A 23,194-nucleotide genomic window follows, 5' to 3' on the forward strand; every position below is an offset into this window, starting at 1 on the left:
GGGGAGCTCCGATTGCTTATTGGGCAGGGCTGGATGGGGAAACCACGACGGCGCTGCGCACGGCGCGCACGTCGAGGCTGATCTGGTATTCGGTGTATTGGCGCGGCGGGACATTCATTACCGTGCGCCACAACGACTGATCCAGCTCGCGATACCCCACCAGTACGCCGATATGGCGGGTGGCCGGGTCGAGGTCGCGCTGCAGGCTCAACTGCTGGCCGGGCTGGATCAGCACTTCGTCCTGGTCGATCAGATCTGCGCCGAGCGTCGCCTGGGCCCGTTCGGCCAATGCGAAATAATCGGAACGGCCGAAGGTGGCAGCATTTTTCAATTCGAAAATGCGCACTCGAACCGGAGCTGGCTGGCCAGTGGCGCCGGGGTTGAGCCCGGCAATGGCGTGAAAGTGCAACTCGACCGCGGCAGTGTCGGCCTCGGCCTCGGCCTCAACGGCCTCGGGTTTGGCCGTGTCCTTGGCACATGCGCTCAGCAGAAGCGCGGTGGCTACTGCGAGTAAAAACCTGGGAATCATCCTGCGTCCTCAATGACGTTTCAGCTATCCGTTGTTCCGTTCTTTGCTATGCATGACGTTATGCGACGGCGACGCTCAGTGGCGGCGCTGCCTTGTGCTGTGCTCTTCGTAGGCGCGGCTGAATTCCCGACCGAACAGGTCCTGGAAATCCTCTTGGGCCTCGCGGGAAATATTGCTGTAGAGCTCGGTGAACTGGTGCCAGTACTGGGCCTGTCGCGAGCCAGTGAAAATGCCCGACAGACCACCGGGCTTGCCCATGCGCTCTTCCAGTTGCGCCGGCTCGAAGCGCGTCAGCAGGTGTTTGATCGCAGCTTCTACACCGGCCATCACCGCCAATTGGTGGGCACGCAAGTCGTCGAAACTGTCGCGCACAGCCTGGTCCGGCGCCATGAACGCCTGATTGCTGTGGCGCAACAACAACAGCAATGCTTCATCGACGTTGGGAGCGAATTTCAGCGGGTTGTTTTCCACCGGTTGAATCATTGTCTGTTGTATGCGGAACTCGCCCTTGAGGCTGCTGCGGGCGCGCAAGACATCGATCAGGCCTTCGACCATCAGCCGATAACTGCGCCCGATGCTTTCCATTTGCGCCTCGGCCTGAGCCTTGTCCAGGCGCACTTGATCCAGACCGGCGCCGCGCAGGAAGGCTTGCAACAGGTCGGGTTGAGCATTGTCGGCCGGGCCGACCGGGCGTTCGACGATGGCCACGGGTGGTTCACGCAGTGGCACAGGCTCGATCGGTACGCTGATTTGCGGTACGGGTGGCGGCGTAACCTCTGCAACAGGCAAGGGGACGATAGCCACCGGCGCAGGCTTGTCGCTGAACAGGTCCCAATCTTCCGGAATCACCTGGGCCGACACCAGCGGTGCAGGTCCGGCCACGGGTGTTGGGTGGGGGATCGGGGTCGGCGGGCGGAAGTCGTGCTGCTCGGCCGGGACATGGTCGGGCTGGGTAGCCGGCGGGACGCTGGTCGGTGTCAGAAAATCGAACAGGTCCGGCATCGTGTCCATGGCCGATACGCCCTGAAAATGTGCAGGTGGCGTCACGGGCAACGATGTCGGCGTATTCACGACGGCGCCCTGACGCCCCATCAGGGCCTCGAAGCTGCTGGACGAATCGGCGAAAGGGTTGTTGTCGGTCGCCGGCAGACTGAAACTGATTCGTGCCTGGATTTCATAATCACCAATACGGATTACTTCTCCATCTTGCAACGGCTCGCTGTTTCCTTTGCGCAGACGAATGCCGGCCTTGACCAATTCCACACCGTTAGTGCTGTTATCGGTTAAGTAATACCGGCCATCTTTATATTGAATAACGCAATGTTTGCCGGAAACCAGACGCTCAGGGTCGGGCAATACCCAGTCATTATCAGAGTTGCGGCCTATTGCCAGCACGCCCTGATCCATGGATTTTTCAGGGCATTGGCCAGGGGTAATTTTGTGATAACTAGTGATAGTCAAACACAGCGACATCTTGCCTCCTTGCTGAACACTTTGCGCGCGGGCGAATCGGGATTCACTCCCGCCAGACTCGGTCCGACAACCTTGCAAACAACCTCGAAAACCGCTTTTTGCCAGCATGATTGCTGATCTTAACCGGCTAGCGTGACAAAAAACCTGCATCAGTGCCCGCCTCGACCAAGCGGTCGCGCGGGTTGACAAGCACCTCACATCTGTCACACAAGGGAAATAGCTTACCTTGACAAGCCATAAGTACTACACCAAAAATGCATAACTTCTTGAATATAAATGATGGCACTTTAAGATCATCGCGCATCCAAAGATGCCAATACACGCAAGGAAACATGTGAAGTTCCACCTGGAACTAACGTGTGAAATGCCCGACTCTGTCAGCGGGCGATAGGGAGATCAAATTCAGTGGAAGTGCCTTTGCTGCTCGCCGCCGTTTCCGCGACTTCGCCTTGCGGTGAAGATCTGGAATATGACGCGGATTTTTTGCGCCTGGAACGCGATTCCCTGGGCCAGCCCGAGCGCAGCATGGGCGATTCGATATTGCCTGCCTCCCCCCCTGAATGGCGCAGCATCCAGCAGCAAAGCCTGGATTTGTTGCAACGCAGCAAAGACCTGCGCATCACCCATTTCCTTTTGCAAAGTTCCCTTGCCCTCGAAGGCGTCACCGGCCTGGCCCGTGTCCTGACGCTGATCAGCGAACTGCTCAAGCAATACTGGGCCGACCTGCATCCGCGCCTGGATGCCGAAGACGACAACGACCCCACCGTGCGCATCAATGCCCTCGCCGGCCTGACGTCCGATGCCACCATTCGCCTGCTGCGTGAAAGCATCTTGGCCCGTTCGCGAACCTTTGGCGCTGTCAGCCTGCGCGCCGCCGCCAATGCCAGCGGCCTGCAAAGCTTCCCTGACGAAAGCCTCGGCGCCGAGCAGCTCGCCGGGGCGTTCCTCGACAGCGATCCCGAACAGTTGGAAATCACCCGCGCAGCTTTGCACGAGGCCCGCAGCGTCGCCGAGGCCATCGAGCAACAGATCAGCGAGCAAGTCGGTTCCGCCCAGGGCGTTGACCTTGGCCCGTTGAAGCAACCGCTAAAAATGGCCTTGCAGATTCTCGGCCAGTTCGCCCCGCAGAGCGGCGACAACCCCCTTCCCGACTCCGTCAGCGACGACAGTGCCGCGCCAGTTGAATACCTGCCCACCGCACCGAGCGCACCGCGCAGCACTGGCGAAATCAACAACCGTGACGACGTACTGCGCAGCCTGGACCGGATTCTTGCGTATTACACCCGACATGAGCCCTCCAGCCCACTGCCGGTGCTGTTGAACCGGGCGAAGAATCTGGTGCATGCCGACTTTGCGGCCATCGTGCGCAACCTGATTCCCGACGGCATGAGCCAATTTGAAAACCTGCGCGGACCAGACAGCGAATAAAAGCGAACGGATCACGCAGTCACGTCACCGGTACCACCGATGACGCCAACACCGTCGCTTGAGCGACCAGGAGCAGCAACGTGGCGAAGCAAAGTTCTCAGAAATTCATCGCGCGCAACCGTGCGCCTCGAGTGCAGATCGAGTACGACGTCGAGCTCTACGGCGCCGAGAAAAAGGTCCAGTTGCCCTTCGTCATGGGCGTCATGGCGGACCTCGCCGGCAAGCCCGCCGAGCCTCTGGCACCTGTGGCCGATCGCAAGTTCCTCGAGGTGGATGTCGACAACTTCGACTCGCGCCTCAAGGCCATGCAGCCACGCGTCGCGTTCCACGTGCCCAACGAGCTGACCGGCGAAGGCAACCTGAGCCTGGACATCACCTTTGAAAGCATGGACGACTTCAGCCCGGCCGCCGTGGCGCGCAAGGTCGATTCGCTGAACAAGCTGCTCGAAGCGCGGACCCAACTGGCCAACCTGCTGACCTACATGGACGGCAAGACCGGTGCCGAAGAAATCATCATGAAGGCCATCAAGGATCCGGCGCTGCTCCAGGCGCTCGCCAGTGCGCCGAAGCCAGCCGAGCCTCAGGCTTAATCAGGACGAATGATCATGACCGATTCAGTACGTGCAGACGCCCAGACACTGGGCACCACCGAAGAAGCCAGCGAGTTCGCCTCCCTGCTGCTGCAAGAATTCAAACCCAAGACCGACCGCGCCCGCGAAGCCGTCGAGACCGCCGTGCGCACCCTGGCCGAACAGGCCCTGGCGCAGACCGACCTGGTGTCCAACGACGCCATCAAGTCGATCGAATCAATCATCGCCGCCATCGACGCCAAGCTCACTGCCCAGGTCAATCAGGTCATCCACCACCCCGATTTCCAGCAACTGGAAAGCGCCTGGCGTGGCCTGCATTATCTGGTCAACAACACCGAGAGCGATGAGCAGCTGAAGATTCGCGTGCTCAACATCTCCAAGACCGACCTGCACAAGACCCTGAAGAAATTCAAGGGCACCGCGTGGGACCAAAGCCCGATCTTCAAGAAGATGTACGAAGAAGAATACGGCCAGTTCGGCGGCGAACCTTACGGTTGCCTGGTGGGCGATTACTACTTCGACCAGTCGCCGCCGGATGTCGAGTTGCTGGGCGAGTTGTCGAAAGTCTGCGCCGCCATGCACTCGCCGTTCATCGCAGCCGCATCGCCGACCGTGATGGGCATGGGCTCGTGGCAGGAACTGTCGAACCCACGCGATCTGACCAAGATCTTCACCACCCCGGAATACGCCGGCTGGCGCTCGCTACGCGAATCGGAAGACTCGCGCTACATCGGCTTGACCATGCCGCGCTTCCTCGCGCGTCTGCCGTATGGCGCCAAGACCGATCCGGTGGAAGCCTTCGCCTTCGAAGAAAACACCGATGGCGCCGACAGTTCCAAGTACACGTGGGCCAACGCCGCTTACGCGATGGCGGTGAACATCAACCGCTCGTTCAAGCACTTCGGCTGGTGCTCGCGCATTCGTGGCGTGGAGTCTGGCGGTGAAGTGGAAAACCTGCCGGCGCACACCTTCCCGACTGACGATGGCGGCGTGGACATGAAGTGCCCGACCGAAATCGCCATTTCGGATCGCCGTGAAGCGGAACTGGCGAAGAACGGTTTCATGCCGTTGCTGCACAAGAAAAACACCGACTTCGCCGCGTTCATCGGCGCCCAGTCGTTGCAGAAACCGGCCGAATACGACGACCCGGACGCCACCGCCAACGCCAACCTGGCCGCGCGCCTGCCGTACCTGTTCGCCACCTGCCGTTTCGCCCATTACTTGAAGTGCATCGTGCGCGACAAGATCGGCTCCTTCAAAGAGAAGGACGAAATGCAGCGTTGGTTGCAGGACTGGATCCTCAACTACGTCGACGGTGACCCGGCGCACTCCACCGAAACCACCAAGGCCCAGCACCCATTGGCTGCGGCCGAAGTGATCGTCGAGGACGTGGAAGGCAACCCGGGGTACTACAACTCCAGGTTCTACCTGCGCCCGCACTATCAGCTCGAAGGTCTGACCGTGTCGCTGCGACTGGTATCCAAGCTGCCTTCGGCCAAAGGCGCGTAACACCGACCTTGATGTGATCGTTCCCACGCTCTGCGTGGGAATGCCGCCCGGGACGCTCCGCGTCCCAGTGACGCGGAGCGTCCCCAGATGCGTTACCACGCAGAGCGTGGGAACGATCAACAAAACACAATGTGGTAGAGACCACACAGGGAGAAAACATGGCTGTTGATATTTTCATCAAGATCGGCGACATCAAGGGCGAGTCCATGGACAAGGCCCACAAGGACGAAATCGACGTCTTGAACTGGAGCTGGGGCATGTCTCAGTCCGGCAACATGCACGTGGGCAGCGGTGGTGGTGCAGGCAAGGTGAACATCCAGGACCTGTCGCTGACCAAGTACGTCGACAAGGCCACACCGAACCTGATGATGCACTGCGCCAGCGGCAAGCACATCGACAAGGTCAAGCTGACCGTGCGCAAGGCCGGCGGCGAAAGCCAGGTCGAGTACATGATCATCAACCTGGAAGAAGTGCTGGTCACTTCCCTGAGCACCGGCGGCTCGGGCAGTGATGATCGCCTGACCGAAAACCTGACCCTGAACTTCGCCAAGGTGCTGGTGGACTACCAGCCGCAAAAAGCCGATGGCACCAAGGAAGGCGGGCCGGTCAAGTTCGGCTGGAACATCCGTCAGAACGTCAAGGTGTAATCGAAGATGCCCCCGGCGTTATACGCCGGGGGTGTTTTGGTGCTTGCTCGAATCCAATCCTTTCCCATCCGGTGTCTGAGTCATGGCCAAGCCTTCGTTTATCAATTTGTGGAAAGCCTATTCCGATCTCCTGGTTAAGTACCCTGACGCAAAGCCCTGTGAAGGGCCTTGGGAAAATCAGTGTGCTATCCGCATGAGCATGACGCTCAATGCAGAGCTGACCATCAAGGTCAACAAATCCACCTATACCGAACCCAAATGTGCACATGAGCATGCCAGGGGTGCCGAGTCGCTGGCGAACTGGTTGTGGAAGCATCATCTGGGGCGGCCACTGATTCTCGGTGGAAGTGCCGAAGAACGCCGCAAGTTGCAAGACAAGACCGGGCTCATCTTTTTCAAGGATTGTTTCCAGCAGTCAGGGGAGTCTGCTGACAATCGCACCGGCGATCATATCGACCTATGGAATCGTGGCTTGACCATTGGCCGCTACAACGACCCTGCCTACCGATCAAAAGCCATCTGGTTCTGGGAGCTGACATGATCAGATCCAGCCGAAACCTGGCGGCCCTGTGCTGCGTGCTGTCGAGCCTGTGGGCGTGCGCCGGCCAACAGGCTGCCCCTGCTTCCGAGGATCAGGTTGTCACCCTGGGCGAGCAACGACTGACGCTGGGGAACGATCAGCAGCAATGCGTGTTGCGTAAACCGGATCAGAGCGTGCTGCCACTCGAGATGCCATGGCCGTGCCAGTTTGCGGTCGACCGGCAGGGCAAACCTCACGTCGAATACTTCAACAACGTACCGATCGTGATCGTGCTGCATATGAGCGTTGATCCTGCGAACAGTCGCGAATGCCGGTCCGAGTACCGTGCCGTACGCCAGGTCAAAGGCCAGCTCGAACCTTCGGTGGTCGCGCGCAGTGCCAGTTGCCTGCGAGGCGCAGGCGATCAGAAAGATTACACAGCTCTTTTCCTTTGGTAACCGACCTCATATGCGATCGTCCACGACTCTGCGCATCGCTCAAGACAGATTGGGCTTTGAAGGTTGAAATGATTAAACGAATCCTGTTGATACTGCTGTCGGGCGGCCTGCCGAGCCTCAATGCCTGGGCCGAACAGCAACCATCCGCTGCACCCGGCAATCAGGTAGTTGTCGCCGGACAAACACTGACCCTGGAAAGCCACGATCAGCAATGCGCCTTGCGCAAACAGGACCAAAGCCTCTTGAAACTGGACATGCCGTGGCCTTGTTTCCTGAGTGTCGACCGAAAAGGTCAACCACGGGTCGAGACCTTCAACAACGCCCAAATCATTATCGTGGAGCACTCCACGCCCGAGCCCCCTCCGAGCCGTGATTGTGACGCTCGGTATCAGGCCATCCGCCAAATCAAAGGCCAGCCCATGGAAGTGTCGAAGGTCGCCCATAGTGCTGGCTGCATGACCGGCGTCATGGACCAGAAAAATTTCGTGGCGCATTTCTCGTGGTAACCGAAATCGCCACCCGCGATCGCCTGCAACCGTCCCTGCTGGACCGGTTGACCGACGACGACCCGAGCAACGTCAAGGAAAGCGCCGACAAGCGCGTGCTATCCCTGAGCCAACTCAAAGCCTCCGTACTGCGTGACCTGGCGTGGTTGCTCAACACCACTTCATTGCTCAGCGCCGATGCGACGTTGCACACCCCGGCCGGCACGTCGGTGGTCAACTTCGGGCTGCCAGCCCTGGCCGGCAACAGTGCGTCGAACGTCGATATCGCAGCGCTTGAAGCGCTGATCCACCAGGCCATCGCCACGTTCGAACCGCGGATTCTGCGTAACACCCTGCGCGTGCGGGCCCGGGCGTCCGCCGAGATGAACCACAACGCCCTGAGCTTCGAGATCGAAGGCGATCTCTGGGCCCAGCCGGTGCCACTGCGCCTGATGCTGCAAACCGACCTGGACCTGGAATCCGGCCATGTGCGAGTGATCAACGCCGACCAGCGGAGACGCTCATGAATCCGCGCCTGCTGGAACTGTACAACCAGGAATTGCACCACGTGCGCGAAAGCGCGGCGGAGTTCGCTCAGGAATACCCGAAAATCGCCAGTCGGCTGACGTTGTCCGGCATGGACTGCGCCGACCCGTATGTCGAGCGCTTGCTGGAAGGGTTCGCTTACCTGACGGCGCGGGTACAGCTCAAGCTCGATGCCGAATATCCGACTTTCACTCATAACCTGCTGGAAATCGCTTATCCCCATTACCTGGCGCCGACACCGTCGATGACTGTGGTGCAATTGCAGGCCGACCCCGATGAAGGCTCGCTGAGCAGCGGCTTCCCCCTGCCCCGGGACACGGTCCTGCGCGCCGCCCTGGGCCGCGAAACCCAAACCTGCTGTGAGTACCGCACCGCCCACGCGGTGATGTTATGGCCATTGCAGGTCAGCCAGGCCGAGTACTTCGGCAACCCGTCCGCCATGCTCGGGCGCTTGGCCGCCAGTGAACCCAAGGCCAAGGCCGGCCTGCGCCTGACCCTGCGCACGGGCGCCGAACTGCCATTCAGCAGTCTGGCTCTGGACAACCTGCCGTTGTACCTCAGTGGCGCAGACGAGCAGCCCTTCCGCCTCTATGAACAGCTGCTGGGCAATGTCTGCGCCGTGTTCGCCCGTCAGCCCGGCGGCGCTTGGGTGGAACGCCTGCCGCAGGACGCACTGCGTTCCCAGGGATTCGACGATACCGACGCCGCGCTGCCCGTGGTCCCGCGGGCCTTCCAGGGCTATCGCCTGTTGCAGGAATACTTCGCCCTGCCCCACCGTTTTCTGTTTGTCGACTTCACACAGTTGAGCCGGGCGGTCAAACGCTGCGACGGCCAGGAACTGGAATTGATCGTGCTGTTCGACCGTCACGATCCGAGCCTGGAAGGCATCGGAGCCGCGCAGTTCCTGCCGTTCTGCACCCCGGCCATCAACTTGTTTCCCAAGCGCCTGGACCGCATCCACTTGTCGGAACGGGTCAATGAACACCATGTGATCGCCGACCGCACCCGGCCAATGGATTTCGAGATTCATTCCCTGACCGCCCTCACCGGCCACGGCACCGGGTCGGAGCAGCCTTTTTTGCCGTTCTATGCGGTACGCGATCCGTCTCGTTACGGCCGCGATCAGGCCTGGTACACGGTGCGGCGCGAACCTCGCATGCTGTCCAGCGGCCAGCGGCGTAACGGCCCGCGCTCGACTTACATCGGCAGCGAAACCTTCGTCAGCCTGGTGGACAGCCAGCAGGCGCCTTATCGCCACGACCTGCGCCAACTGGGCGTAACGGCGTTGTGCACCAACCGCGACCTGCCGCTGTTCATGAGCGTGGGCAATAGCAAGACCGACTTCACCCTGGCCGACAGCGCACCTGTAGCGGCGGTGCGCTGCGTGGCAGGCCCGAGCCGCCCACGCGCCAGCCATGCCCACGACGCCAAGGCCTGGCGGTTGATCAGCCAGCTTTCGCTGAATTACTTGTCCCTCAGCGAGCAAGGCCAGGGCGCCGCCGCCCTGCGCGAATTGCTGCGCCTGTACGGCGACAGCAACGATGCGGCGTTGCAATTGCAGATCGAAGGCCTGCGCGAAGTCAGCAGCAAGGCCTGCACCCGACGCTTGCCGATGCCGGGCCCGATCGTGTTTGGTCGTGGCCTGGAGATCACCCTGGAATTCGATGAAAACGCGTTTCGCGGCACTGGAGTCTTCTTGCTCGGTGCAGTGTTCGAGCGCTTCCTGGCACGCTACGTGTCGATCAACAGTTTTACCGAGACGGTGATCCGTACCACCGAACGCGGCGAGATCATGCGATGGAAAGCCAAGCCCGGACGCCGTCCGACCCTGTGAGTACCCTGGACGCGATGCACCAGGAGCCCTGGGAATATGACTTCTTCCAGGCGTTGCGCCGCATCGAGTGCGAATCGCCTGAACTGCCGCGCCTGGGCCATTCGTTGCGCCTGGCCGATGATCCGTTGCGCCTTGGGCAACAGGCCGATTGCACCTTCGCCCCGTCGACCCTGGCTTCGGTACAGCCGGGCGTCGACGGTTCGCCGGCGCGCCTGGAGCAGTTCTTTTTCGGCCTCGGCGGCCCCAACGGTCCATTGCCGCTGCACATCACCGAATATGTGCGCGAACGCCAGCGCAACAACGCCGACAGCACCAGTAAACGCTTCCTGGATGTGTTCCATCACCGCCTGCTGAGCCTGTTTTACCGGGCCTGGGCCGAAGCGCGGCCGACGGTCAGCCATGATCGCCCGGACGATGACTACTGGTCGGCACGCCTGGCTGCACTGAGCGGTCGGGGCATGCCGAGCCTGCTCAAACAAGGGCTGATCCCCGACACGGCGAAGCTGCATTACAGCGGTCATCTGTCGGCACAAACCCGCTACCCGGACGGCTTGAAGGCCATTCTCAGCGAGTACTTCGGCCTGCCGGTGGAGATCGAAGAGTACGTCGGCCAATGGCTGGAGCTGCCGGAGCGCAGCCGCGTGGGCGCCAGCGCCCATCAATTGGGCGTGGATTTTTGCCTGGGCCGTTACGTCTGGGATCGCCAGCACAAATTCCGCATTCGCCTGGGGCCACTCAAGCTGGATGACTACATGGGCATGCTGCCCGGTAGCCAACCCTTCAATGAACTGGTGGCCTGGGTGGCCGAATACCTGGGCCATGAACTGGACTGGGATCTGAACCTGGTTCTGAAACAGCCCGAAGTACCGGCACTGCAACTCAATCGCCGCTTCCGTCTGGGGTTCAATACCTGGCTGGGCCGGCCCGAAAAAGATGCCAAGGATTTAATACTGGCCCGGCACTACGCCGAGCAGGCCAACACCTCACAGATCTCAAGGAGCCATGAGCATGGGTGAAATCAGTCGCGCCGCGTTGTTCGGCAAACTCAACAGCGTCGCCTACAAAGCCATCGAAGCCGCCACCGTGTTCTGCAAGTTGCGCGGTAACCCTTACGTGGAACTGGTCCACTGGTTTCATCAGTTGCTGCAATTGCAGGACTCGGACCTGCACCGCATCATCCGTCAGTTCAATATCGAGCCGGCGCGCCTGGCCCGGGACCTGACCGAAGCCCTGGACCGTTTGCCACGGGGCTCGACTTCAATCACTGACTTGTCTTCCCATGTGGAAGAAGCCGTGGAACGTGGCTGGGTCTATGGCAGCCTGATGTTCGGCGAAAGCCAGGTGCGTACCGGTTACCTGGTGTTGGGCATCCTCAAGACTCCGAGCCTGCGCCATGGGCTACTGGGGCTATCGGCAGAGTTTGACAAGATCAAGGTCGAGGCCCTGAGCGAGCGTTTTGACGAATACGTCGGTGACTCGCCGGAAAATGCGCTCAGCGCCAGCGATGGTTTCAACGCAGGCAGCGTGCCCGGTGAAGCCAGCGGTGCCATGGCCCCAAGCGCCATGGGCAAGCAGGAAGCGCTCAAGCGTTTTACCGTCGACCTCACCGAGCAGGCCCGCAGCGGCAAGCTAGATCCGATTGTCGGGCGTGACGAAGAAATCCGCCAACTGGTGGATATCCTCATGCGCCGTCGGCAGAACAACCCGATTCTGACCGGTGAAGCCGGCGTCGGTAAAACCGCCGTGGTCGAAGGTTTTGCCCTGCGCATCGTCGCCGGTGACGTGCCGCCGGCGCTCAAGGACGTGGAACTGCGCAGCCTCGACGTCGGCCTGTTGCAGGCCGGCGCGAGCATGAAAGGTGAATTCGAACAGCGCCTGCGCCAGGTCATCGAAGACGTCCAGGCCTCGCCAAAACCGATCATCCTGTTTATCGACGAAGCCCACACGCTGGTAGGTGCCGGTGGCGCCGCCGGCACCGGGGACGCGGCCAACCTGCTCAAACCGGCCCTGGCCCGGGGCACCCTGCGCACCGTGGCCGCCACGACCTGGGCCGAGTACAAGAAGCATATCGAGAAAGACCCGGCCCTGACCCGCCGCTTCCAGGTGGTGCAAGTCGCCGAGCCGTCCGAAGACAAGGCGCTGCTGATGATGCGCGGCGTGGCCTCGACCATGGAGAAACACCACCAGGTGCAGATCCTCGACGAAGCCCTGGAAGCCTCGGTCAAGCTGTCCCATCGCTACATCCCGGCGCGCCAGTTGCCGGACAAATCCGTGAGCCTGCTGGATACCGCCTGCGCCCGCGTCGCCATCAGCCTGCACGCCGTGCCGGCGGAAGTGGACGACAGCCGTCGTCGCATCGAGGCGCTGGAAACCGAACTGCAAATCATCGCCCGCGAGCATGCCATCGGCATCGTCATCGGCGCCCGCCAGAGCAACAGTGAAAACCTGCTGGCCGCCGAGCGCGAACGCCTGGCCGAACTCGAAAGCCGCTGGGCTGAAGAGAAAACCCTGGTGGACGAACTGCTCGCCACCCGCGCCACCCTGCGCGAAAGCGTCGGTGTGGTAGACAGCGACGTTGGCAGTGAAGACAGCCACGCCCTGCGCGAGAAACTGGTGGACCTGCAACAGCGTCTCAGTGCGCTACAAGGGGAAACCCCGCTGATTCTGCCGACGGTCGATTACCAGGCCGTGGCCTCGGTGGTCGCCGACTGGACCGGCATTCCGGTAGGCCGCATGGCCCGTAACGAACTGGAAACCGTGCTCAACCTCGACCAGCACCTGAAGAAACGCATCATCGGCCAGGACCACGCCTTGCAGATGATCGCCAAACGCATCCAGACCTCCCGCGCGGGCCTCGACAACCCGAGCAAGCCGATTGGCGTGTTCATGCTCGCGGGCACCTCCGGCGTGGGCAAGACCGAAACGGCCCTGGCCCTGGCCGAAGCCATGTACGGCGGTGAGCAGAACGTCATCACCATCAACATGAGCGAATTCCAGGAAGCTCACACCGTGTCCACCCTCAAGGGCGCGCCACCGGGCTACATCGGCTATGGCGAAGGCGGCGTGCTGACCGAAGCCGTGCGGCGCAAACCCTACAGCGTGGTGCTGCTGGACGAAGTGGAAAAAGCCCACCCGGACGTGCATGAGATCTTCTTCCAGGTCTTCGACAAAGGCGTGATGGAGGACGGCGAAGGACGGGTGATCGACTTCAAGAACACCTTGATCCTGCTGACCACCAACGCTGGCACCGAGTTGATTGCCCGTGTCTGCAAAGACCCGCAAAACGTGCCTGAGCCCGAAGAGATCGCCAAGGCCCTGCGCCAGCCGCTGCTGGAGATTTTCCCGCCGGCATTGCTGGGCCGCCTGGTGACCATTCCGTACTACCCGCTCAGCGACGAGATGCTCAAGGCCATTACCCGTCTGCAACTCAACCGCATCAAGAAGCGCGTGCAGAACACCCATAAAGTGGCGTTCGATTACGACGACGCGGTGATCGACCTGATCGTCTCCCGCTGCACCGAAACCGAAAGCGGTGGGCGGATGATCGACACCATCCTGACCAACAGCCTGCTACCGGACATGAGCCGCGAGTTCCTCACCCGCATGCTCGAAGGCAAAGCGCTGGCAGGCGTGCGGATCAGCGCCCGGGATAACGAATTGCACTACGACTTCAGCGACGCAGCCTGACCTGACCAGAACACGGTTAGTGTGGGAGCGGGCTTGCTCGCGAAGGCGTTGTGTCAGCCAACATCAATGTCGCTGACAGATTGCATTCGCGAGCAAGCCTGCTCCCACACTTGATCCGGTTCCGGCAGGTGAAAAATGGCGCGTGCCCATCATCAGATGGCGGTGCCACGGTTGGTACCCGGCTGGACAATCAACAGTTCGTCCAGTTCACGCTTCCTGCAACGCATAACAAACCGCAGTGCAGCATCCGGGTCGCGCTTAAAAAGATCAAAGGTCGCGCGATCAACTTCATAGTATTCCTCGTAGTCGACCATGCCGTTGCTGACCGGTATAGATACGTAAAATCGGCCCGAGTCTTGTTCGAAGCCCACGGAGAACATGTGTTCACGACTTACCAAAATATCTTGAAATTTCACGGTCATCTCTAAAACGCTAATACCGTTCAACTGAGGTCGTTTAGTGAAATGCTTCCGGCATCGATTACATCCAGCGATCTATAACTCATCAGATATTGGCAGGCACGTAGTCCGGCCCTCCAAGTTTGTCCCTGACGTTCAGGGCGGTACGCATCAACGGCTCCCATAAACCGTTCTCGCTGTTCCAACTGCCACCAGCCCAACGTGTATCCAGGATAAGCGCTGCCTTATTGATCTCAAGCTGCCTTCGAAGGGCTAAGGCCACGGACCCCATGTCGATTTCGAACAGCTCGGCATAGAGCCCCTCGGGCTCCTCGCGCTTTTGGTTCAGGCAATATCGGTAATACCTAAGCCAGCCCGCTGCGGCATAGATCGCCCGATTACGATCGGGGTAGGTCGCGAGAAGCTTGAGAAAAGCCGCCACGAAGCGTGCGGGGAAGTTGGCGTCGCGGGTCTGCAGCCAGTAACGCAACACCAGCAAATCGAAGGCCACGACGATATTCTGCGGTTCATCGTAGTCGTTTTTGGCTTCTTGAAAGTAGAACGGCTCGCCTACGAGGAATTTATCCAATTCGTCATAGGCCAGGGCAAGCAGCAATACATTGTCTAGATTGGTACTCATTGAAAACTCTCCCCTTGTTGCCATGGCTCAAGCGTCCGCAAGAAGGTATTGGCCGGGCTGCGTCCACGAGACTCTCAAATACTTACCGCTCAGCAAACCCATGTCCCGAAAGTATTCAAAGACTTCAGACGGACACCATTCCTTACCCGCCGAAAAGGCCACTCCCAGTAAACGTAGAGCATCCAATACCTTGGCCTTCTGCGTGCCGTCCGGGACATCCAAAAAATAAACATCATTCTCTGCCGTCTTCGAAAACCCGATTGCACGCAAAGCGGAGTCCAGCGTGCGATCAATAATTCGAACGCGAATTGAGTCAGCGTCTGCTTTTTCCACGTACGCCCTTAGCGCTTCACCAGGCTCAAAAATATTGATGCTCTGGTCCTGCCAGGTATCGGGGATTTCAAGATCGGCTTCTTGAATGCGGTAAGAGGTCACAGTAATCGCCTTCCATGGACGTGAGGTGACGCGCGGAGGAGCAGATATTCAGGTAATGCCTGGCAACAATCAAGAACCTGGTTCCTCTCCCTCAACTAACGAACTACATTATGCCTTCAGCGTAACCGCCCCAGGCGATCACGCTCCTCTGTACGAGCTGCCGAAGGCTGCGATCTCTTGATATTTAAAGTCAAAAGGCTGCAATCTTGCGCAGCGTCAAAAGGATTGCGGCAGCGATAAGGACAACCATGTTATTCAACCAAGCCTCACGCCTGGCAAAGATCACCAGCCCTCTGGGACCTGAGGTGCTGTTGCTCAAGGATATGGGCGGCGGCGAAGAGTTGGGGCGGCTGTTCAACTATGAGCTGCAGCTGCACTCGCTGGACAATGCCATCGACCTCAACCAGTTGCTCGGCAAACCCATGTGCCTGAGCCTGCAACTGGACGACGGTGGCGAGCGCCATTTCCATGGCATCGTTGCCCGTTGCAGCCAGAACGTCGATCAGGGCCAGTTCGCCAGCTACCAGGCCACGCTGCGGCCCTGGCTTTGGCTGCTGACCCGCACCTCCGATTGCCGGATTTTCCAGAACCTGACCATCCCGCAGATCATCAAGCAGGTGTTTCGCGACCTGGGTTTTTCCGATTTCGAAGATGCCCTGAGCCGGCCCTATCGCGAGTGGGAATACTGCGTGCAGTATCGCGAAACCAGTTTCGATTTCGTCAGCCGCCTGATGGAGCAGGAAGGGATCTACTACTTCTTCCGCCATGAACAGGGTCGTCATGTGCTGGTGCTGGCCGATGCCTACGGCGCCCACACCAGCGCGCCCGGCTACGCTTCAGTGCCGTATTACCCCAAGAATGAACAACAGCGCGAACGCGATCACATCCACGATTGGCACCTGGCCCAGGAAGTCCAGCCGGGCTCGCTGGAACTCAACGACTATGACTTCCAGCGCCCCAGCGCGCGAATTGACGTGCGCTCGGCCATGCCCCGTCCGCACACCGCCAGCGACTATCCGCTGTACGACTACCCCGGCACCTATGTGCAAAGCGCAGACGGCGAACATTACGCCCGTACCCGCATCGAAGCCTTGCAGACCCTGCACGAACAGGTCGAGCTCTCAGGCAACGCCCGGGGCTTGGGCTCGGGTCATTTGTTCAGCCTCACCGGCTTCAGCCGCCAGGACCAGAACCGCGAATACCTGATCGTCGGCACCCGCTACTCCATTTCCCAGGAAAGCGGGGAAACCGGCATTGGCGCCGCCTCGGCGCAGTTCGAAAGCAGCCTGACCTGCATCGACGCACAACAAAGCTACCGGCCCCTTCCCAATACCCACCGCCCCATCGTCAAAGGCCCGCAGACGGCATTGGTGGTCGGCCCCAAGGGCGAGGAAATCTGGACCGACCAGTTCGGTCGGGTGAAGGTGCATTTCTATTGGGACCGCCACGACCAGTCCAACGAAAACAGTTCGTGCTGGATTCGCGTGTCGCAATCCTGGGCCGGTAAAAACTGGGGCTCGATGCAGATCCCACGGATCGGCCAAGAAGTGATCGTCAGCTTCCTCGAAGGCGACCCAGACCGACCGATCATCACCGGTCGCGTCTACAATGCCGAACAGACCGTGCCCTACGACTTGCCGGAAAACGCCACCCAGAGCGGCATGAAAAGCCGTTCGAGCAAGGGCGGCTCACCGGCGAACTTCAACGAAATCCGCATGGAAGACAAGAAAGGCGCCGAGCAGTTGTACATCCATGCCGAGCGCAATCAGGACATCGTGGTGGAAGTGGATGAAAGCCACTCGGTGGGTCACGACCGCAACAAGAGCATTGGGCATAACGAGACGGTGCGCATCGGTGAAGACCGCCTGCGGGCGGTGCAGTGCAACGATGCCTTGCATGTCGGAGGAACCAAGAGCGACAGCGTCAGCACCCAATACCTCATGGAGGCGGGATCGCAAATTCGACTGGTCTGTGGCCAAAGCGTGTTGGAGTTCAACGCCAGTGGCGAGATCAACATCTCGGGCACGGCGTTCAATATCTACGCCAGTGGCAATGGCAATGGCAATATCGATACCGGTGGCCGCCTGGACCTCAACGCCGGTAATGCAGGCGCTGTGGACCCCAAAGGCAAGGGCATCAAGGGTGTTATTGATGCGGCGGTGAAAGCGTTGTTTCCGGTAAGGGCCAAGGGCTGATTGAAGTCTCGAACTTCAGGGATTGGCAGGCACGAAGTCCGGTCCTCCAAGCTTGTCCCTGACGTCCAGGGCGATGCGCATCAACGGCTCCCATAAACCGTCCTCGCTGTTCCAAGTGCCACCCGCCCAACGTGTATCCAGGATCAGCGCTGCCTTATTGATCTCAAGCTGCCTTCGAAGGGCCAAGGCCACGGACCCCATGTCGATTTCGAACAGCTCGCCATAGAGCCCCTCGGGCTCTTCGCGCTTTTGGCTCAGGCAAAATCGGTAATTCCAAACCCAGCCCGCTGCGGCATAGATCGCCCGATTACGATCGGGGTAGGTCGCGAGAACCTTGAGAAAAGCCGCCACGAAGCGTGCGGGGAAGTTGGCGTCGCGGGTCTGCTGCCAGTAACGCAACACCAGCAAATCGAAGGCCTCGTCGATATTCTGCGGTTCCTCGTAGTCGTTTTTGGCTTCTTGAAAGTAGAACGGCTCGCCTACGAGGAATTTATCCAATTCGTCATAGGCCAGGGCAAGCAGCAATACATTGTCTAGATGGGTACTCATTGAATTCTCACTACATCAGGGTTCGCGAGCAGAAAATTGATATCGTTGTGGTGTGGAATTTCCACCTTATCCAATACCGTCTCGCGCATGCCCCCCGGATGGGTCAGGCCGCCAGGACGCCATAACGAGTTCGCTCCCCGCTCGTTGCCGCTTGGCATGACCACCTTGGGATTGTCCAGGTCCATCATGTAAATTTCCTTGCCGGTAAGAGTGCCCGGGTCAGAGCCTAGGGCAGACTCCAAAAGTGAAAGATCGCCGGGCCAACGTCAACACTGGAGCCGTACTGGGTGATGGTCTGATTACGGTGGCTAGGGCCGGCCTCGTTGCTGTCAACTTGCTCGGCGCAGGCGATGTTGACATCTCGACCGGCGCTGATCATGGTGTCGGCGCCGCTTTCAGCACGCCACCGGTGCTGTTGATATCGCGTCCGGCGTTGTTCATCAGGTACTTGAACATGCTGTCATCAGAGGTCTAGCCGTCGAGAAAGCGCTGGCCGGTGCGGGCGATCACCGCCTGTTGGATCATCCGCTGTTCGTAGAAACCGTCACCCAGGCGCTTGGCGGTGAGGTCCGTTTATTCCACTTACCTAAACCGTTCTATCAAGTCAGCCTCTATCTGCTCCAGTAAAGCCTGTTCATTTACTCCATCCTCTCTGACAAAATAATTCCCGATTTGACTATCGTGATAAATGGCTATTGACACACCCCCACTCCTTAGTAACCAACGACGAGAATACACATTGTCGTCCTTTTGAATGGGGACGGCGTGCCAGTATTTCTCTAAATACTTAACAAGAGAATCAAAACCCTCCCAATCAGAAGCGAAGCCGATGTGATACTCAACTTGCCCCTTTTCATTTTTTCGTCTCGTTACTGCCGGCAAAGAATTGTTCATCATTATTCCACTCCTAGGCGCTTATTGACTTCCACTCTCGTTCTTTGTGAGCTTTCCAGAATACTCTGGTAGATCTCATCACCCGACAAGCCTTGGCTTTTCCGATAATCAATCATTTGCGGCCACGTCATATTCGGTTCTTCACGTGTCAGGCGATCCGCGCTAATACGATCTGACATAAATTCTCTAGCTTGGGTACGGTTTGCATTTCGCATTTCAAACGCTTGCCGCGCCTGAACTTCAAGAGGCGCAAATGTATCAATGCGATTTAGAATTTTAGCATCTTCAGCCAAATACCACTGACGAGCTTCAAGGTTTGACTTTGTTCCCCTTAATGGATTGTCTCCATAGAGGCGGTAAAACTCCGCACTTCTTAGGTTAACAACGTCCGGGTTTGCGGCTGCTCCTTCGAGAGTCGGCGTTCCGCCAGAAAACGGAAGGGATTTGTTCGGAGCAACACTCTCGGGCGCAGCACCGATTTTTGCTATTTTCGGTCCCAGGCCCAAAAGCACCAACCCAGCGACACCCTGCAGCAGATCCCGATAACCGGGCCCCAAGCGATCACCCATATCTCCTAGCAACGCCATGCCAGCCATCATCGTGCCGCCAATCACCACGAAACCGGCTAACGCGGCAAGGCCCGCCATGGCCGCGAGTATTGCAGCCCCCCCCATGGCCAGCAATCCCAGTGCTTCCAACCCGGTATGCATCCATCCCTCAATATCCAGGACAAACGCCACCGAAACCGTCGGGCCGCCGATAAACGTATTGGGGCTGCCGCTCTTGATATGAGCACCGCAAACCATTTTGCTGTGCAAGCGTGCTGCCGGTTTGCCATTGATGAACACCGTGGCGCTGCCTTCAGCGATCAGCACTGGAAAGGGCCATATCGGATGATTCATCGGCAGCCCGGAGCAGCTAGAAGCGACGTCCTCTCCCGCCCTCATGGCATTGAAGCCGTTGATATAGACATTGAAACTGCCCATCTGCAATTTGCCCGTGGTGGGCTCGGGCAAATTGAAGATGGTAGAAAGCCCCTTGACGATCTGGAACATCGACAAGCCGCCGGCCGCGATCGAGCCCGCAAAAATGGCCACCGCCACCCCGCCGGTGGCTACGGTCGCAGCGATGGCCGCAGCACCGATCAAGGCGCCGGCTACGGCACCGGCGACCATCGCTGCGACCCCAAATCCATGGGCTATTTCGTCACCCAGACGTGCTGCAGCCTGTGCATCCATTGCGGGCATCTACCTTGCTGATTCGTATTACTGCACCGTCACGCGCACGATGGGTCAGACGATCGAGGTCTGTGGCTTGAGCGAATGCATGACCCGTTTCCAGGCCTGCTCGTGATGGGCAAGATCGCTCGGTGTTGTGGTCAAGGTAGTGATCAGCACAGAAGGCTTACGCTCAATGAAAACCTGACGCAACATCAACTCGCGCCCCTCACGTTGCCAGGTGTAATCCAGCAGTGTGGCAGTGTGACCATGGAGCACCATGTCCCAACGCTGAACCAGTTTGAAGCTCGGCAATTGCTGCTCTGCACTTTTCAGTTGTCGGTCGACGTACTCCGCGAATGTAGAGTCGCCTTGGGTGGCGTCGCGACTGATCACGAAACTGGCTTCTTTAGCTTTACCTACTGCGGGCAACTTAAAAATATTGATGCTCTGGTCCTGCCAGGTATCGGGGATGTCAAGATCAGCTTCTTGAATGCGGTAAGAGGTCACAGTAATCGCTTTCCATGGACATGAAGTGACGCGGAGGGGCGCAGATATTCAAGTAATGCCTGGCAACAATCAAGAACCTGGTTCCTCTCCCCCAAGTAACGAACTACATTATGCCTTCAGCGTAACCGCCCCAGGCGATCACGCTCCTCTGTACGAGCTGCCGAAGGCTGCGATCTCTTGATATTTAAAGTCAAAAGGCTGCAATCTTGCGCAGCGTCAAAAGGATTGCGGCAGCGATAAGGACAACCATGTTATTCAACCAAGCCTCACGCCTGGCAAAGATCACCAGCCCTCTGGGACCTGAGGTGCTGTTGCTCAAGGATATGGGCGGCGGCGAAGAGTTGGGGCGGCTGTTCAACTATGAGCTGCAGCTGCACTCGCTGGACAATGCCATCGACCTCAACCAGTTGCTCGGCAAACCCATGTGCCTGAGCCTGCAACTGGACGACGGTGGCGAGCGCCATTTCCATGGCATCGTTGCCCGTTGCAGCCAGAACGTCGATCAGGGCCAGTTCGCCAGCTACCAGGCCACGCTGCGGCCCTGGCTTTGGCTGCTGACCCGCACCTCCGATTGCCGGATTTTCCAGAACCTGACCATCCCGCAGATCATCAAGCAGGTGTTTCGCGACCTGGGTTTTTCCGATTTCGAAGATGCCCTGAGCCGGCCCTATCGCGAGTGGGAATACTGCGTGCAGTATCGCGAAACCAGTTTCGATTTCGTCAGCCGCCTGATGGAGCAGGAAGGGATCTACTACTTCTTCCGCCATGAACAGGGTCGTCATGTGCTGGTGCTGGCCGATGCCTACGGCGCCCACACCAGCGCGCCCGGCTACGCTTCAGTGCCGTATTACCCCAAGAATGAACAACAGCGCGAACGCGATCACATCCACGATTGGCACCTGGCCCAGGAAGTCCAGCCAGGCTCGCTGGAACTCAACGACTATGACTTCCAGCGCCCCAGCGCGCGAATTGACGTGCGCTCGGCCATGCCCCGTCCGCACACCGCCGGCGATTATCCGCTGTACGACTACCCCGGCACCTATGTGCAAAGCGCAGACGGTGAACATTACGCCCGTACCCGCATCGAAGCCTTGCAGACCCTGCACGAACAGGTCGAGCTCTCAGGCAACGCCCGGGGCTTGGGCTCGGGTCATTTGTTCAGCCTCACCGGCTTCAGCCGCCAGGACCAGAACCGCGAGTACCTGATCGTCGGCACCCGCTACTCCATTTCCCAGGAAAGCGGGGAAACCGGCATTGGCGCCGCCTCGGCGCAGTTCGAAAGCAGCCTGACCTGCATCGACGCACAACAAAGCTACCGGCCCCTTCCCAACACCCACCGCCCCATCGTCAAAGGCCCGCAGACGGCATTGGTGGTCGGCCCCAAGGGCGAGGAAATCTGGACCGACCAGTTCGGTCGGGTGAAGGTGCATTTCTATTGGGACCGCCACGACCAGTCCAACGAAAACAGTTCGTGCTGGATTCGCGTGTCGCAATCCTGGGCCGGTAAAAACTGGGGCTCGATGCAGACCCCACGGATCGGCCAGGAAGTGATCGTCAGCTTCCTCGAAGGCGACCCGGACCGACCGATCATCACCGGTCGCGTCTACAACGCCGAACAGACCGTGCCCTACGACTTGCCGGAAAACGCCACCCAGAGTGGCATGAAAAGCCGTTCGAGCAAGGGCGGCTCACCGGCCAATTTCAACGAAATCCGCATGGAAGACAAGAAAGGCGCGGAGCAGTTGTACATCCATGCCGAGCGCAATCAGGACATCGTGGTGGAAGTGGATGAAAGCCACTCGGTGGGCCACGACCGTAACAAGAGCATCGGGCATAACGAGACGGTGACCATCGGCAACAACCGCCTGCGTATCGTCAAACAGGAAGACATTCTGTCGGTGGGCCAGCGCAAGACCGACAGCATCAGCCAGAGCTACGTCATTGAAGTGGGTGAGAACCTGCGGCTGGTCTGTGGTGAAAGCATCCTGGAGCTCAATGCCAGCGGCCAGATCAACCTGACCGGCGTGCAAATCAGCTTCTATGCCAGCGGCGATGCCGAGATCAACACCGGCGGCGTGCTGCACCTGAACAACGGCGGCGGCCCTGGCGCCACGCCTGACGGCCAGGGCGTCAAGGCCAGCATCGACGCCAACATCAATGCCGCGTTCCCCAAGCCCAAGGGCTAATCACGAGATCTGTGTTCCATGACTTACCGAATCAATGAATTCCAGTTCCAACTGCCAGCAGGCGAACTGCAAGACGCGTCGATCAACATCCTCAAGTTCCCTGAACTGGGCACTTCGCTGATTGTCAGCCGCAGCTTGCTGGCCGAGGGCGAAACCCTGCAAAGCAACTTCGACGACCAGCTCAAGCGCCTGGAAAAACAAGTGCAAGACTTGCGTTTTCAACCGGGCGTCGCCGTGCGCCTGGGCGCCAGCCAGGAAGTCGAAGGCATCGAATTGCGCAGCCAGTTCAACAAGGGCAACGACAAAGTCTTCCAGTATCAGTTGGCGCTGGTATTGCCCGGCACCCGCAAAATGCTCGCCCTGAGCTACGTGAAGGCCGAAAAACTCGGCGATGCCGAAGCCGCGCATTGGGCGACCATCAAGAATTCACTGTTGTTCGACGTTCCGGCCTGATGAGCACCCTG

At 59.2% G+C, this 23,194-nt stretch carries 23 protein-coding genes and 2 pseudogenes; 14 read left to right on the forward strand and 11 right to left on the reverse strand.

Going from position 1 to position 23,194, the window contains the following annotated elements:
* Positions 1 to 16: 16 nt before the first annotated feature.
* Both tssJ and tagH read right to left on the reverse strand, forming a co-directional pair.
* On the reverse strand, positions 17 to 529 hold the full coding sequence (tssJ, locus tag LOY38_RS29080; RefSeq protein WP_258698166.1) for a type VI secretion system lipoprotein TssJ: 513 nt from the start codon (positions 527 to 529) through the stop codon (positions 17 to 19).
* A 75-nt stretch (positions 530 to 604) separates the two neighbouring features.
* The gene (gene tagH / locus LOY38_RS29085) at positions 605 to 2,002 is read right to left on the reverse strand and encodes a type VI secretion system-associated FHA domain protein TagH (RefSeq protein ID WP_258698167.1); all 1,398 of its coding nucleotides are present in this window, start codon (positions 2,000 to 2,002) and stop codon (positions 605 to 607) included.
* Between the two features lie 405 nt (positions 2,003 to 2,407).
* Between tagH and tssA the strand changes: the two genes are divergently transcribed.
* From tssA to tssH, 11 genes are all read left to right on the forward strand, one after another.
* Entirely contained in the window at positions 2,408 to 3,430 is a 1,023-nt protein-coding gene (gene tssA / locus LOY38_RS29090; protein WP_258698168.1) for a type VI secretion system protein TssA, read from the forward strand.
* Positions 3,431 to 3,510: 80 nt separating this feature from the next.
* Complete coding sequence (gene tssB, locus LOY38_RS29095; protein ID WP_007894500.1) at positions 3,511 to 4,020, forward strand: type VI secretion system contractile sheath small subunit; 510 nt, start codon at positions 3,511 to 3,513, stop codon at positions 4,018 to 4,020.
* A gap of 15 nt (positions 4,021 to 4,035) precedes the next feature.
* A complete protein-coding gene (tssC, locus tag LOY38_RS29100) occupies positions 4,036 to 5,529 on the forward strand; it encodes a type VI secretion system contractile sheath large subunit (RefSeq protein WP_008007702.1) in 1,494 nt (497 codons plus the stop codon).
* Positions 5,530 to 5,687: 158 nt separating this feature from the next.
* The gene (locus LOY38_RS29105; protein WP_258698169.1) at positions 5,688 to 6,176 is read left to right on the forward strand and encodes a type VI secretion system tube protein Hcp; all 489 of its coding nucleotides are present in this window, start codon (positions 5,688 to 5,690) and stop codon (positions 6,174 to 6,176) included.
* 82 nt (positions 6,177 to 6,258) lie between these two features.
* Positions 6,259 to 6,717 (forward strand): type VI secretion system amidase effector protein Tae4, encoded by a 459-nt coding sequence (locus tag LOY38_RS29110; protein WP_258698170.1) that lies wholly within the window; start codon positions 6,259 to 6,261, stop codon positions 6,715 to 6,717.
* Positions 6,714 to 7,154, forward strand: a complete 441-nt coding sequence (locus tag LOY38_RS29115; RefSeq protein WP_258698171.1) for a hypothetical protein — start codon at positions 6,714 to 6,716, stop codon at positions 7,152 to 7,154. Before LOY38_RS29110 ends, LOY38_RS29115 begins: the two co-directional genes overlap by 4 nt.
* Before the next feature lie 68 nt (positions 7,155 to 7,222).
* Complete coding sequence (locus LOY38_RS29120; protein ID WP_258698172.1) at positions 7,223 to 7,660, forward strand: hypothetical protein; 438 nt, start codon at positions 7,223 to 7,225, stop codon at positions 7,658 to 7,660.
* Entirely contained in the window at positions 7,654 to 8,166 is a 513-nt protein-coding gene (gene tssE, locus LOY38_RS29125) for a type VI secretion system baseplate subunit TssE (RefSeq protein WP_258698173.1), read from the forward strand. The genes LOY38_RS29120 and tssE overlap by 7 nt, the downstream gene beginning before the upstream one ends.
* Entirely contained in the window at positions 8,163 to 10,019 is a 1,857-nt protein-coding gene (gene tssF / locus LOY38_RS29130; RefSeq protein WP_258698174.1) for a type VI secretion system baseplate subunit TssF, read from the forward strand. Before tssE ends, tssF begins: the two co-directional genes overlap by 4 nt.
* Entirely contained in the window at positions 9,983 to 11,035 is a 1,053-nt protein-coding gene (tssG, locus tag LOY38_RS29135) for a type VI secretion system baseplate subunit TssG (RefSeq protein ID WP_258698175.1), read from the forward strand. Before tssF ends, tssG begins: the two co-directional genes overlap by 37 nt.
* Entirely contained in the window at positions 11,028 to 13,706 is a 2,679-nt protein-coding gene (gene tssH, locus LOY38_RS29140) for a type VI secretion system ATPase TssH (protein ID WP_258698176.1), read from the forward strand. The genes tssG and tssH overlap by 8 nt, the downstream gene beginning before the upstream one ends.
* Positions 13,707 to 13,858: 152 nt before the next feature.
* On the opposite strand, the gene LOY38_RS29145 is transcribed toward tssH, so the two are convergent.
* The 3 genes and pseudogenes from LOY38_RS29145 to LOY38_RS29155 form a co-directional block, all read right to left on the reverse strand.
* Positions 13,859 to 14,122 (reverse strand): hypothetical protein, encoded by a 264-nt coding sequence (locus LOY38_RS29145; RefSeq protein ID WP_258698177.1) that lies wholly within the window; start codon positions 14,120 to 14,122, stop codon positions 13,859 to 13,861.
* 88 nt (positions 14,123 to 14,210) lie between these two features.
* Positions 14,211 to 14,744: a hypothetical protein gene (locus tag LOY38_RS29150; protein WP_258698178.1), complete on the reverse strand. Its 534-nt coding sequence runs from the start codon at positions 14,742 to 14,744 to the stop codon at positions 14,211 to 14,213.
* Between the two features lie 357 nt (positions 14,745 to 15,101).
* A pseudogene (locus LOY38_RS29155) lies at positions 15,102 to 15,179 on the reverse strand (hypothetical protein); the annotation flags it as partial.
* A gap of 248 nt (positions 15,180 to 15,427) precedes the next feature.
* Here LOY38_RS29155 and LOY38_RS29160 point away from each other — a divergent pair.
* Positions 15,428 to 17,374, forward strand: coding sequence for a type VI secretion system tip protein VgrG (locus LOY38_RS29160; protein ID WP_258698179.1), 1,947 nt, complete (start codon positions 15,428 to 15,430; stop codon positions 17,372 to 17,374).
* 15 nt (positions 17,375 to 17,389) lie between these two features.
* Here the strand turns inward: LOY38_RS29160 and LOY38_RS29165 are convergent, their stop codons facing one another.
* From LOY38_RS29165 to LOY38_RS29185, 6 genes and pseudogenes are all read right to left on the reverse strand, one after another.
* A complete protein-coding gene (locus tag LOY38_RS29165; protein ID WP_258698180.1) occupies positions 17,390 to 17,923 on the reverse strand; it encodes a hypothetical protein in 534 nt (177 codons plus the stop codon).
* Positions 17,920 to 18,111: a hypothetical protein gene (locus LOY38_RS29170; protein WP_258698181.1), complete on the reverse strand. Its 192-nt coding sequence runs from the start codon at positions 18,109 to 18,111 to the stop codon at positions 17,920 to 17,922. Before LOY38_RS29170 ends, LOY38_RS29165 begins: the two co-directional genes overlap by 4 nt.
* 286 nt (positions 18,112 to 18,397) lie before the next feature.
* Positions 18,398 to 18,493: pseudogene (locus LOY38_RS30490) on the reverse strand (hypothetical protein); the annotation flags it as partial.
* Positions 18,494 to 18,505: 12 nt separating this feature from the next.
* On the reverse strand, positions 18,506 to 18,820 hold the full coding sequence (locus LOY38_RS29175) for a hypothetical protein (RefSeq protein ID WP_258698182.1): 315 nt from the start codon (positions 18,818 to 18,820) through the stop codon (positions 18,506 to 18,508).
* The gene (locus LOY38_RS30225) at positions 18,820 to 20,055 is read right to left on the reverse strand and encodes a PAAR domain-containing protein (RefSeq protein ID WP_309475864.1); all 1,236 of its coding nucleotides are present in this window, start codon (positions 20,053 to 20,055) and stop codon (positions 18,820 to 18,822) included. The genes LOY38_RS29175 and LOY38_RS30225 overlap by 1 nt, the downstream gene beginning before the upstream one ends.
* A gap of 54 nt (positions 20,056 to 20,109) precedes the next feature.
* Positions 20,110 to 20,544 (reverse strand): DUF1795 domain-containing protein, encoded by a 435-nt coding sequence (locus tag LOY38_RS29185; protein WP_258698183.1) that lies wholly within the window; start codon positions 20,542 to 20,544, stop codon positions 20,110 to 20,112.
* 248 nt (positions 20,545 to 20,792) lie between these two features.
* Between LOY38_RS29185 and LOY38_RS29190 the strand changes: the two genes are divergently transcribed.
* Complete coding sequence (locus LOY38_RS29190; protein WP_258698184.1) at positions 20,793 to 22,730, forward strand: type VI secretion system Vgr family protein; 1,938 nt, start codon at positions 20,793 to 20,795, stop codon at positions 22,728 to 22,730.
* Positions 22,731 to 22,748: 18 nt separating this feature from the next.
* Entirely contained in the window at positions 22,749 to 23,183 is a 435-nt protein-coding gene (locus tag LOY38_RS29195; RefSeq protein WP_258698185.1) for a DUF1795 domain-containing protein, read from the forward strand.
* The last annotated feature ends 11 nt before the right edge of the window (positions 23,184 to 23,194 follow it).

Origin of the sequence: Pseudomonas sp. B21-015, from assembly GCF_024749285.1 — a bacterium.
Taxonomy (GTDB): Bacteria; Pseudomonadota; Gammaproteobacteria; order Pseudomonadales; family Pseudomonadaceae; genus Aquipseudomonas.